Annotated in this window: 9 protein-coding genes; 8 read left to right on the top strand and 1 reads right to left on the bottom strand. The window is 34.2% G+C overall.

The window, feature by feature from the left end:
- The first annotated feature begins 26 nt into the window (after positions 1-26).
- Positions 27-2,570: a bifunctional acetaldehyde-CoA/alcohol dehydrogenase gene (gene adhE, locus D7D81_RS17705; RefSeq protein WP_502700031.1), complete on the top strand. Its 2,544-nt coding sequence runs from the start codon at positions 27-29 to the stop codon at positions 2,568-2,570.
- Between the two features lie 195 nt (positions 2,571-2,765).
- Here the strand turns inward: adhE and D7D81_RS17700 are convergent, their stop codons facing one another.
- Positions 2,766-5,288 (bottom strand): gluzincin family metallopeptidase, encoded by a 2,523-nt coding sequence (locus D7D81_RS17700; protein ID WP_125991344.1) that lies wholly within the window; start codon positions 5,286-5,288, stop codon positions 2,766-2,768.
- 778 nt (positions 5,289-6,066) lie between these two features.
- Between D7D81_RS17700 and D7D81_RS17695 the strand changes: the two genes are divergently transcribed.
- From D7D81_RS17695 to D7D81_RS17665, 7 genes are all read left to right on the top strand, one after another.
- Positions 6,067-6,864 carry a sensor histidine kinase gene (locus D7D81_RS17695; RefSeq protein ID WP_164522341.1) on the top strand — a complete coding sequence of 266 codons (798 nt, stop codon included), beginning with the start codon at positions 6,067-6,069 and terminating at the stop codon, positions 6,862-6,864.
- Positions 6,865-6,919: 55 nt separating this feature from the next.
- Positions 6,920-7,570: a response regulator transcription factor gene (locus D7D81_RS17690; protein ID WP_125991342.1), complete on the top strand. Its 651-nt coding sequence runs from the start codon at positions 6,920-6,922 to the stop codon at positions 7,568-7,570.
- Positions 7,571-7,950: 380 nt separating this feature from the next.
- Entirely contained in the window at positions 7,951-9,663 is a 1,713-nt protein-coding gene (locus D7D81_RS17685) for an adenylyl-sulfate reductase subunit alpha (protein WP_125991341.1), read from the top strand.
- A gap of 18 nt (positions 9,664-9,681) precedes the next feature.
- Positions 9,682-10,008 (top strand): 4Fe-4S binding protein, encoded by a 327-nt coding sequence (locus D7D81_RS17680; RefSeq protein WP_286169895.1) that lies wholly within the window; start codon positions 9,682-9,684, stop codon positions 10,006-10,008.
- Between the two features lie 64 nt (positions 10,009-10,072).
- Positions 10,073-10,771 carry a PrsW family intramembrane metalloprotease gene (locus tag D7D81_RS17675; protein WP_164522340.1) on the top strand — a complete coding sequence of 233 codons (699 nt, stop codon included), beginning with the start codon at positions 10,073-10,075 and terminating at the stop codon, positions 10,769-10,771.
- A 69-nt stretch (positions 10,772-10,840) separates the two neighbouring features.
- On the top strand, positions 10,841-12,226 hold the full coding sequence (locus tag D7D81_RS17670) for an NAD(P)/FAD-dependent oxidoreductase (RefSeq protein ID WP_125991339.1): 1,386 nt from the start codon (positions 10,841-10,843) through the stop codon (positions 12,224-12,226).
- A gap of 169 nt (positions 12,227-12,395) precedes the next feature.
- A complete protein-coding gene (locus tag D7D81_RS17665; RefSeq protein ID WP_286169894.1) occupies positions 12,396-12,917 on the top strand; it encodes an endonuclease III domain-containing protein in 522 nt (173 codons plus the stop codon).
- Positions 12,918-13,186: the final 269 nt, after the last annotated feature.

Genomic DNA, 13,186 nt, shown 5'->3' with positions numbered 1-13,186 from the left:
TTAAGGAAAATGAAACAGTTGAGGAAATGGTTGATAGATTAGTCAGGAAGGCGGTCAGGGCGGGTGAAGAATATAAAAAACTGAGTCAGGAAAAAATCAATGAGATAACTAAAAGAATGGCCCTGGCAGGGGTAGATAAGCATATTGAACTGGCCAGGATGGCTCATCAGGAAACTGGTATGGGGGTTTATGAAGATAAGATTACCAAAAATCTTTTTTCATCTGAATATGTCTATCATGATATTAAATATGAAAAAACAGTTGGAATTATATCAGAAAATCCAGCTGAAAATTATCAGGAGGTAGCTGAGCCGATTGGGGTTATTGCTGGTCTTACACCAGTAACCAACCCTACTTCTACTACTATGTTTAAGTCATTAATCTGTGCTAAAACAAGAAACCCTATTATCTTTAGTTTCCATCCGACTGCCTTAAAATGTAGTATAGAAGCAGCCAGGGTAATGAAAGAGGCAGCTGTTGCAGCAGGTGCGCCGGAGGATTGTATTCTCTGGATAGAAAAACCTTCCTTGGAGGCTACTAATTATTTGATGAAACACCCGGATATTCATCTGATACTGGCTACAGGTGGGTCTGGTATGGTTAAATCAGCTTATTCCAGTGGTAAACCTGCCCTTGGTGTTGGTCCTGGTAATGTTCCCTGTTATATTGAAAAAAGTGCTAACCTTAAACAAGCAGTAGCTGACCTTATTTTAAGCAAAACCTTTGATAACGGCACTATCTGTGCCTCAGAACAGGCAATTATTATAGATCAGGATGTTGCTGATGAGGTCAAAGACCTGATGAAAGAGAATAATTGTTACTTCCTTAATAAAAATGAAATAAAGAGTTTATCCAGGATAGCTATAGATCAAGAAAAAAATGCTATGAGTCCTGCTGTTGTTGGTCAATCTGCTGCCAAAATTGCCAGGATGGCTGGGATTAAGGTGCCAGAGGATACCAAGATACTGATTGCTGAATTAGAGGGTGTTGGTCCTGATTATCCTTTGTCCCGTGAGAAGTTAAGTCCTATTCTGGCCTGTTATGTGGTAAAAAACTATCAGGAGGGTATTAAACGTTGTGAAGAGATGACAGAATTTGGAGGATTAGGTCATTCAGCGGTTATTCACTCTAATGATAGAGAGGTTATTAATAAATTTAGTGAACGTATCAGAACAGGGAGGCTGCTGGTTAATTCGCCTTCTTCACATGGTGCTATTGGAAATATCTATAATACTAATAACCCTTCACTAACTTTAGGCTGTGGTTCAATGGGTAGAAACTCAACAACCGATAATGTTAGTGTTAAGAACCTATTGAATATTAAGAAGGTAACTATTCGTAAGGAAAGGATGAAGTGGTTTAAGGTTCCACCAAAACTATATTTTGAATATGGTTCTTTACAATACTTAAGCAAATTAAAAGGTAAGACTGCCTTTATTATCACAGACCAGACCATGGTCGACCTTGGTTTTGTTGATAAGGTGGCCTATCAGCTAGATAAAGCAGATATAGCAATGGAGGTTTTTTCTGATGTGGAGCCTGATCCATCTGTCGAAACAGTACAGCGTGGCTGTCAGGCTATGGAAGACGTTGAACCTGACCTTATTATTGCCCTTGGTGGTGGTTCAGCAATGGATGCTGCTAAAGGAATGTGGTTGTTTTATGAACACCCGGATATTAAATTTGATGATTTAAAACTTAAGTTTATGGATATCAGAAAGAGGGCCTTTAAGTTTCCAGCCCTGGGGAGGAGAGCGACTTTTGTAGCTGTTCCTACCACTTCCGGTACAGGGTCAGAGGTTACCGCTTTTTCAGTAATAACAGATAAAAAGAAGAATATAAAATATCCATTGGCAGATTATGAACTTACTCCAGATATAGCTGTTATTGATCCGGAACTGGTTATGACTGTACCAGCCTCTGTAACTGCTGATACAGGTTTGGATGTTTTAACACATGCTATTGAAGCTTATGTGTCTGTGATGGCTTCTGATTATACAGATGCTCTGGCAGAGAAGGCTATTAAGCTAGTCTTTAAATATTTACCAAGGGCATATAAAGATGGTAGTGATAAAGAGGCCAGAGAGAAAATGCATAATGCTTCCTGCCTTGCCGGTATGGCCTTTACTAATGCCTTTCTGGGGATTAATCATAGTATGGCACATATTCTTGGTGGTAAGTTCCATATACCACACGGCAGGGCAAATGCTATTCTACTTCCTCATGTTATTAAATATAATGCTGGTAAACCAAGTAAACTGGCGGCTTTTCCACAGTATGAATATCCAAAGGCTGACCAGAGGTATGCTGAGATTGCAGAAATGTTGGAGCTGCCCGCAGATACCAGTGAAAAGGGAGTTGATAGCCTGATCAAAGCTGTAAAAGACTTGATGAAAGAAGTAAAGGTGCCCTTAAGTTTAGCAGAGGCTGGTGTGGAAAAGAAAGAGTTTGAAAAGGAACTGGATGATATGGCAGACATTGCCTTTAATGACCAGTGTACTGGTACTAATCCCAGAATGCCGCTAGTAACGGAGCTAAAAGAGGTCTACCGTCAGGCTTATGGTTCTTAAACATACTTAGAATTAATAATAATCTATAGTAAAAAGGCATCCTGCAATAGGGTGCCTTTTTTAGAAAAATTGTTTGAAATTATTTGTCCCAAAATAAGCTTATACTTTTGTCTTACTTTGCTTAGATGTATTGTAGAAGATGTCTGTAGATTATTAATGATAGGTTATTTAAAAGAAAGCTAACTAATTATAACACTAGAAAAAACCAAGGATTTTAAAACCAAGATATTTTTCTGTATCATCATCAGATACAGCAACACCAATCATAGGAACAAAATGAATTTGCTGTGCCATACCTATTTCAAAAGATAATTCATAGCCATAGGCTGATTCTTCATTATCTAAATCAGTATCATTAAAGTAGTCAACGAAAACACTAGCATAAATATCACCAATAAAGATATTTGGATTCCATAACCCCTTTTTTATTTCTGCTAATTTGTAAAGATATTCAAGGCTCCCCTGGTAACCATTATCAAAATCGTCAAAATCAAAACCCCTAATATCAGCATCTTTTTCAAAATCTTCGAATTTACTTCCTTGGAGAATAATACTACTATTATCAAATAAATAACTGTAATTCAATTCACTATTAACACCATCACTATTAACGTTAGTTTGTAAATAAAGTGCTAGATTTTGTCTAACTGAAGGTAAAAGAAACCTTATGCCTGGAATAGCATCTTCACTAAAATTAGTATTATAATCTAAGATTACATTTGAAGATAAAGGGAGAAATACATCTAATTTTGTCTCTCTTTCCTCGTCATCATCATCTGGTGTAGCATGACTTATAGTAAATGGTAATAACATTTGTGAGTTGAAATAATAATCTAATCCATCATCAGAATAGTCTATCGAATAGGAATTTAAACCCAATGCATCTTGTCCTGCCAACAAAGATGGGAAAAGTCTTACATTTGGTTTAAGCAAATAATTTAAGCTTTTAGACAATCCATTTCCTTCTTTTATTTCAATATCTAAATCAGCTAAATCAACATCGCTTTCAACATTTTCCGTTTCGGGTATTGGTACTGGTTCATAATTTAAAGGAGTTTTATATAAGTTGATTTCTTCAGCAGAAATTGAAGTAAAATAAAGATTATCTTTATAATCAAGTGCTTGAATACCTCTTATCGAGTTATTACCATCAGTAAATTCAACTAATTTCTTTTTGTATAAATCATATTGATAGGTAGTAGTAAATCCTTGATAGTTACTATTATAATAAAGTTTATCTCCTATTAGGTTCATATTTGCTTCAGCATAAGGAGTATCAATAATTGTTTCTAAAGATAGATCGTCAATATTTAAATATTTTATGCCATAAGAACCGACAGCTTCTTTACTAACTACAATAAATTTATCTCGATAAGATTTCATTTCACTAATAAGCTCTAACGTAATCCCTATTTTTTGCTTGTCTTTATTACTATATTTCCATATTTCTGAACCGTATTTATCCTTGTTTTTCTTGACATAAATAATTATTTCATCATCTAAAGCAGTGAAATCATTAAAATCATCTTTTAATATTTTTTGTATTTGGTTTGTTTTCAAGTCATAACTATGTAAAATAGCATTTTCTCCTGATTTATCGAGAAGAGAAAAATATAATTTGTTGTTTACTATTTGAATCATACCATTCCAGGGTTCAGAAAAAGTTTTTAAAATTCTTTCTTTATTATTTTCCAAATCATATTCTACTAAATTATATAATTCAAAATATCTGAAAGGTCCTGGAGTAATGCGTTTAACTTTAAAATAATATAATTTTTTCTTGGCATAATTTAAACCATAAATACTTCCACCTAGTTTATTTTTAACCACCGCTGTTCCACTTATTTTCCAATCTTTATATTTGCTTGTTTCATATAACTGCCATTCTTCAAATAATTGTGGAAAAGTTTTACCATATATTTTTTTTGCTGCTTTATCGATACCTAGGGCAGGGAAGAAATCTCCTATTATAGGTGTCCAGTAATATGACCCATATTCGTTAAAAAATTGGGTGATTTTTTCTTCACCATAAGTTGCTGCTAAATATTTAAAGAATTGTCCACCATAAAGATAATATTGTCCGAAAGGGAAATGATTATGCTCATAATTGGCTTCTAAAATAGATGGTAATTTGCCCTCGGCTGCTTTACTCGCTATAAGGGTATCAAAATATCCACCATTTAATCTCCCTTCATAAGGGCTGACTTGTGATTCACTATATACAGTAATTCCTTCCATCATCCATAGTGGGATATGGATATTTGGTGAAAAATAATTACCAAATATTTTAGTTAAGGAAGATGCTGTTCCACTGCTATTAGTCATTTGAGATATATGTGTATACTCATGGACACTGACCAGTCTTAACCAGCTATCATAACTTATCATATTTGAAAAAAGCTCTGGATTACAAGTGAAAATGCTAATTTTAACAGATATAGGTTCAGCTTCACCATCAGTTAATAAGCCGCTATCCTGAATTACAATGCGTGTTTTAATCTTATTATCATTACCTGTGAGTGTATCCACTTTAGATTTATATTTACTTAAATAATAGAGAGTTTCTTTGGCCTGAGCTTCATACCCTTGAGGATAAAAGATAATAAAATCATCTGTTTCATAAGTCTTCCAATCAGAAATAGATGTAGCAAATCCTATTGATGAAACAGGTATTATTATCAAAAACAAATAAAAAAATAGAAATAATATTCTTTTCAATGTAAAATGCCCCCTTGCAATTTTCTTGGTTTCAATATACAAATACTGCTACATTATACTATTTAATATGAAAAGGGGTCAAGTATATTCCCCCTGACATTAAATTTTATTTATTTTAATTTCCAGTAAATTTATTTATTCCTTCACTTCATTATTTTATTATTTTTTTATAGTCCCTTTATAGTGATTTTAATAATACAAGATAATTATTAATTCTTAACCTAAATACCATATTGTACATTTCAGAGTATATCAAGAGTATAACTAATTAATCCATTTTTTTATAGTTACTTTAGACACCAAATTACATATTACTTAAGTAATATTTTAAAATCCTTTCCTGGATGATATAATCTAAACAGAAGTTTTAAGGAGGAGAACTTAATAAATGATAAAGCGGAGTAAATATTTAACAAATAATAAATATATTAAAATAATACTTCTTTTTTTCATCCTATTAATAACATATTATCAGATTTGTAATAATTTAAATTATATTCAAACAATAATATTTTCTATCTTATTTTTATTATTAATAACAAATGATTTCTTAAGAAATACTAATGAAAGAGTGATAAATGAATGGTACTATTATTCACTTGATTTATCTATAATTCTAGTAGCTATATTAAGTTACTTAGCACCTGATTTATTAATAGTGGGTTATTATTTTTTTTCTAAAGTAAATGAAATTTTTTATATCAAGACAAAAAAAAAGCAACTATTTCTGTTACTCTATTGTATTTTACTTTTAATTATAAATTTTTCTGCTCCTGATATGGAAAAACTTAATATTTATGAAAGGCTAATCAAGACTGGAATATCATTCTTTGTTTTCCTTAGTATTATTTATATGCTATATATATCTCATTCTATACATATAGAGAAAGAAGAAACGAAAAAACTAAATGAAAAATTAAAACTATCAAATATAAAATTACATGAATACTCACAAAAGATTGAAGAACTTTCTATCGCCAGAGAAAGAGAAAGGGTTGCTCAGGAAATTCATGATTCTTTGGGACATTCATTGATGGCCCTAATAATGCACCTGGAATTCGCAGAAAAAACCTTTACTAGTAATCCGGAAAAAGCACAAAAAGTTATTATGAAAGCAAGGAATATTGCAAAATCTAGTACATCTAAATTAAGGGAGGCTGTTACTGTACTAAAGGAAGAACGAAATATTGAAAGCCTAAGAAATTCTATAGATGAACTTATAGATAAATTTTCAACATTAGGTGATATAAAAATAGATTTAATAATGAAGGAAGATTTAGAATCCTTAAATCCTAGTTTTAAGCTTTGTATCTATAAAACAATTAGGGAAAGTTTAACAAATGGTATAAAACATGGAAAAGCAACATTATTTAAACTGAAATTATTTATAGAAAAAAATAATTTAATATTAATAATTAAGGATAATGGTGTGGGTTGTGATAAAATTACTATGTCAAATGGTTTAAAGGGGATAGAAAACAGGATAAAAAATTTAGGTGGTTATGTTGACTTTAACAGCTATAAAAATGAAGGTTTTTTAATAAAAGCAAAAATTCCTATATACCAGAAAATATAAAATTATATGGTATGAGTTGATTATTCTTAAAATATAGAGGGGGGCAAAATAATATATGATTAACACAATAATTGTCGATGATCAGCAAATTGTAAGAGATGGTATAAAAATGATACTAAGCCTTGATAATAAAATAAATATTATAGGGGAAGCAGAGAATGGTAAACAGGCCCTTAAAATGATACCTGAAAAGATTCCTGATGTTGTCCTTATGGATATCAGAATGCCTGTCATGGACGGAGTTAAGGCAACTAAACTGATTAAAGAAAAGTATCCTGATATAAAAATAATCATTTTAACTACTTTTAATGAGGATGAGTTTATATTTAACGGACTAAAAAACGGAGCTGATGGCTATATCTTAAAAGATTCCGATTCTGATGTTCTAATTGATGCTATTAAAACAGCTTATAAAGGAAATGTCCTACTCAATCCCGATGTTACTAAAAAAATTTTAAAGTCATTAAATAATAATGCTCATAATGAAAATGAAGATTTAAAGAAAGATAATAAATTTCAATTATTAACAGATAGAGAGTTGGATGTTGCTAAATTAGTTGCTGAAGGTAAGAGTAATAAATCTATTTCTGAAAAACTATTTTTGACAGAAGGAACTGTAAAAAATTATGTTACAAAAGTTTTGGAAAAATTAGAATTACAGAACAGAACTGAACTGGCACTATATATAAATCAAACAAATCTGTAACTAGAGTCACGGTATTTAAGGGATATAAAGTATTCTGCTAGCTAATCATTTTCATTTAACCTTTAGTTCCTGATTAACAGCACAGATCTTTATCTGGCAATAGAAGTGTGTGTTCGAAAAGAATTGTTTTAGGTGATTGTATTTCCCAGAACGAAGTTAAGGTGCTACCGTTGAGTGAAGGGATATATAATCACCGGGGTATAAGTAGTGACTTTTCGAACAGACTCTAGAAAAAGAAGTAATAATAAATTTTGACAGTTTTGAAGCAGGCTTAAAGGTCTGCTTTTTTTATACTATTATTATTTATTTTAGAACATCACATTTGTGTTTAATAATGCATAGTATATAAGGTAAATTTTTGTAGGAGGGGTTATCGATAAATGAATAATATATCATCTGAAGTTTTAAAAACAGATCTCCTTATTATAGGGGGTGGTACTGCCGGCTGTCTAGCAGCAGTTAGGGCCAGGGAGCTTAACCCTGAACTGGATGTCCTAATACTGGAGAAGGCTCATATAGCGCGCAGTGGTTGTCTGGCAGCAGGTATGAATGCTATTAATGCCTATATAAATCCCGGTGAGACCCCGGAGAGTTTTGTGAAATATGTCAGGGCAGATGCTATGGGATTAGTTAGGGAGGATTTAGTGTTGTCAATGGCCGAAAGACTTAATGAAGTAGTACAGAGGGTAGAGAGCTGGGGTCTCCCCATTGAAAAGGATAAGGATGGCAATTACATATCCAGGGGAAGATGGAATATCAAGATAAATGGAGAATCATTAAAACCGATTATTGCTAATAAGGCAATTGAATATGGGGCAAGGGTGATAAACAGGGTATTGGTTACTAATTTGTTGTTAGATGATGGCAAAGTAGAAGGAGTTATGGGATTTGGGGTTAGAACTGGTATTTTCTATGTAGTTCAGGCCAAGGCAGTAATTATTTGTACTGGTGGGGCAGCTGGTATATATAAACCGAATAATGATGGTTCATCACACCATAAAATCTGGTACTCACCTTTTAATACAGGGGCTGGTTATGCAATGGGTATCAGGGCAGGGGCGGAGATGACGTCCTTGGAAATGAGGTTTATTGCCTTAAGGACAAAAGATGTTATTGCACCTACTGGTACACTTGCCCTGGGTTTCGGCGCTAGTCAGATTAATTCCAGAGGTGAGCGTTTTATGGCTGCCAGGTATGGACATATGGGTGCTGAAGGTGCACCAACACCACTGCGGGTTTATGGTCCAACCCAGGAAAAGAAGGAAGGCCGAGGGCCGGTATTTATGGATACAACCCATCTTAAGGAAGAAGATATATATGAGTTGAAAAAAAGTTATTTAAATATGTATCCAGAACTGGTATTATCCTGGGCAGCAAACAACTTTAACCCTGGTAGCGAACCAATAGAAATACAGGGGACAGAACCATACTTGGTAGGTGGTCATACACAGTCTGGTTACTGGATAGATAAAAACAGGCAGACTACTATTGAAGGGCTTTATGCAGCAGGTGATGTAGCAGGTGGAGCCCCCTATAAGTTTGTCAGTGGCTGTTGGGCTGAAGGATTTATAGCAGCAGAGCATGCTGTAGAATATGTGGCAGGGTGTAATGATACTCAAGAAGAGTCTAATAATACCGTAGTAGATATGGAGATGAAAAGGGTATATAGGCCTATAGAAAATAAAGATGGTGTTAAAGCAGAGGAGATGGAAGAACGATTACAGAAGATTATGGATGAGTATGCTGGTGGTGTTAGTAAATATTATGAAATGAATGAGAGTGAATTACTGCTGGCCTTAAACAAAATCAAGCATTTAAGATCCCAAGTGAAATATCTAATTGCTGAGGACTATCACCAGTTAATGAACTGCCATGAAGTAATTGATAGAATAGATATTGCAGCGGTTTTAATTAAGCATCTCCTTTACCGCAAGGAAACAAGATGGCCGGCATATCAAAGCAGGGTAGATTTCCCCAATCTTAATGATAGAGAATGGTTAAAGTTTGTTAATAGCAGGCTTGTTAATAATGAGATAGAAATCATAGAGAGGCCCTACAGGAAGTTAGTTTCTGGTGACCGTTATGTTCCTTAATAATGATTAAAAGGGGGTATGATGATGAGTATTAAGATAGATTATGAGTTGTGTAGTGGGTGTGGTACACAAGATGAACCACCTTGTATCAAATATTGTCCTGGTGACCTGATTGCAGTTGATTCTGCAAAAGAAAAGCCATACATAAGGAGTGAACGGGACTGCTGGGATTGCATGGTATGTGTGAAAGCCTGTCCCTTTAATGCTCTTGAGACCAGGCTGCCCTATCAGCTGGCCAGTTATAAGGCAAGTCTTAAGCCACAGGTTTACCAAGGCAGGATAGTCTGGCAATTGAAGGATGCCAGGGGAAAAGAAGAGGTTTTTGAACTTAAAACAAGTGGTTGAAATCCAATTAAATATTAGGAAATTTTAGAGGAATTAACAAATTCTTATTGAATAAATAAAAGGGGTGGAGGGATATTACAAACTAAAAGGGGGAGTTATAATCAATTTAATATTATTATCTTTAGTTTCAATATTACCGGGAATTTTATGGGTCTGGTATTTCTACCGTCAAGATAAATATGATCCAGAACCGACTAATCTAATAATACGTGATTTCCTCTGGGGTATAGTGATTGTTTTGCCAGCTAGTTTACTCGAATCACCCTTTGGGGGGTATGTTACTCCACAAACACCCTTATTGATACTTTTTTTGAGTACTATCTTTGTAGTTGGTCTTGTTGAGGAAGGACTAAAATCATATACGGTTTACAGGCTCCATTATAATCATCCTGATTTTGATGAACCAGTAGATGGAATTATCTATGGTGTAACAGTTGGTCTTGGTTTTGCTGCTTTTGAAAACTTAGTCTATGCAACATTATTTGGTCTGAGTGTTGGTTTATCAAGGGCAGTATTGACCAGTCTGGCACATGCCTCTTTTACTGGGATTTTTGGCTATTACTTGAGTAAGGCTAAGGAGAGACAGGATAGGTCATTGATCTGGTTTGGTTTTGTACTGGTTACTTTTTTCCATGGATTATATGATTTTCTGGTGATAGGAGGATTTATAAGTACATTTTATACTATTATAATTATTGTAGCTTTACAGCTTTATTTAGCTTCATTAATTAGAAATACAACTGAAAGGTCACCTTTTAAGTAAAACTAGTAAAAATGTCTCCGGTTTTAATCCGGAGGCAGTTTTATGTTATAAAATAGGGGGGAGAAATTGATGAAGGACAGATATGATGTTGTGATAGTAGGTTCAGGGCCGACTGGAATATTTACTGCCCTTGAATTAGTTGGAAAAGAGGAAAGCCTGGATATAATGATATTAGAAAAAGGAAATAATCTGGCTCAAAGGTCGTGTCCGATGGATGAAAAAGGGACTGCCTGTCTCAGGTGTGATAGTTGTTCAATTGTATCGGGCTGGGGTGGAGCAGGGGCTTTTAGTGATGGTAAACTAAGTTTATCACCAGAGATAGGTGGTAATCTGCATAAATATATAGGCAGGGATAGATTGGAAGAAATGATTACTTATGCAGATAGTATCTATCTTAAATATAATGCTCCTGACAGGATTTTTGGTGTTGATCAAGAAAGGGTTGAAGAGATTAAGGCTGAGGCGACTAAAGCCCAGTTAAAGTTTATACCAGCCAGACTGCGTCATCTGGGAACTGGTTATAGTCAGAAGGTTTTACAGGAGATGCAGGATTATCTTATTAATAGTGGTGTTGAAATTAAATTTGGTGTAAATATAATAGAATTATTAGTTGATAATGAGCAGGTTGTAGGTGTAAGGAGTGAAAATGGAGAAACCATAAAAGCTAACTTTGTGGTAACTGCTCCCGGGCGTGAGAATGCGGAATGGTTGAGTAAAGAGGCCGGTAGACTGGGAATAGAGATGGCCATAAATCCAGTAGATATTGGTGTCAGGGTAGAATGTCCTGCAGTAATAACCGAAGAATTGACTAATAGTATTTATGAATCAAAGCTTATTTACCAGACACCTACTTTTGATGATAGGGTTAGGACATTCTGTATGTCCCCCTATGGACAGGTAGTAAATGAAAATAATCAGGGCTTAATTACTGTCAACGGTCACAGTCATGCTGAAATCAAAACTGAAAATACTAACTTTGCTCTGCTGGTAAGTAAGACATTTACTGAACCATTTCATGAACCAATTACCTATGGTAAAGATATTGCCAAACTGGCCAATCTCTTAGGCGGTGGGGTATTAGTTCAGCGGCTAGGTGATCTTTTAGACGGTCATCGTTCAACACCAGAACGGATCAAGAGGGGGATAACAGAACCAACCATGAAAGAGGCAACACCAGGGGATTTGAGTCTTGTTTTACCTTACCGTCATTTAAGGGATATTATAGAGATGATTGAGGCTCTGGACAAACTTGCCCCTGGTTTATATAGTAGGGATACCCTTTTATATGGTGTGGAAGTTAAATTTTATTCATCAAGATTAAAGGTTGATAAAAATATGGAGACAAAGTTTAGGAACCTTTATGTCGGTGGAGATGGTGCCGGGATTACCAGAGGGTTAATGCAGGCTTCTGTATCTGGTATTATAATCGCCAGGTCTATTCTGGAGAAAGTTTAGTAAGGGGGAGAAGGAAATTTATCAATGTAGTAAATATTATCAAGATATCAATTTTAGCAGGGCAGTAGTAGAAATATATTCTATTTTATATGATTATTTTGGTCCACAGCACTGGTGGCCAGCAGAGAGCCCTTTTGAAACTATTATAGGGGCTATTCTGACTCAAGCTGTGAGCTGGAGAAATGTTGAGAAGGCTATTGATAATTTAAGGGAGGCAAACCTATTAAAACCTTCAGCCATAAAAAAGATTCAGCAGGATAGACTGGCTGACTTAATTAAGCCTGCTGGATATTATAATATGAAGGCCAAAAAACTAAAGTCTTTTGTTGATTTTCTATATAATAAATATGCTGGTCATTTAAATAAGATGTTTAAAGTAGACCTTCCAGTACTGCGTAAAGAGTTACTGGATGTTTATGGTGTTGGTCCTGAGACTGCTGATTCAATCCTACTTTATGCTGGTAAATATCCTACATTTGTTATTGATGCCTATACTAAACGAATTTTAAGTAGAATAGGATATATACCTGATGATATTGCTTACCATGATTTACAGGCAAAAATTATGAGTGTTTATCCAGCAGATGTAGTTAAATATAATGAATACCATGCCCTATTGGTTATACTGGCTAAAGAATATTGTAAGAAATCTGCCCCTGATTGTAAGAACTGTCCTATAATGCAGAAATAGAAGATATTGGGATAGTATTTATAAATTCTGAGGAATAACAAAGAAGAATATATAATTATTTATTTTCTTCACTTAAAGTGTGTGTTCGAAAAGATAAATAGGGGATTATATATCCCTGAACGAAGTTAAGGTGTTACCGTTGAGTGAAGGGATATATAATCCCCGGTGGTATATACTGATACTTTTCCAACAGACTCTTAAAGTGTCTTAATTTAGGGTTGATTTTATTCTTATTATGACAAAAGTTACATGATAAGATGTTTAGAGTT

It is taken from the genome of Halocella sp. SP3-1 (genome assembly GCF_003953885.1).
Classification (GTDB): domain Bacteria; phylum Bacillota; class Halanaerobiia; order Halanaerobiales; family DTU029; genus Iocasia; species Iocasia fonsfrigidae.
Note: the sequence above shows the minus strand (reverse complement) of the source record. Positions and strands in the feature narration are given on the sequence as shown.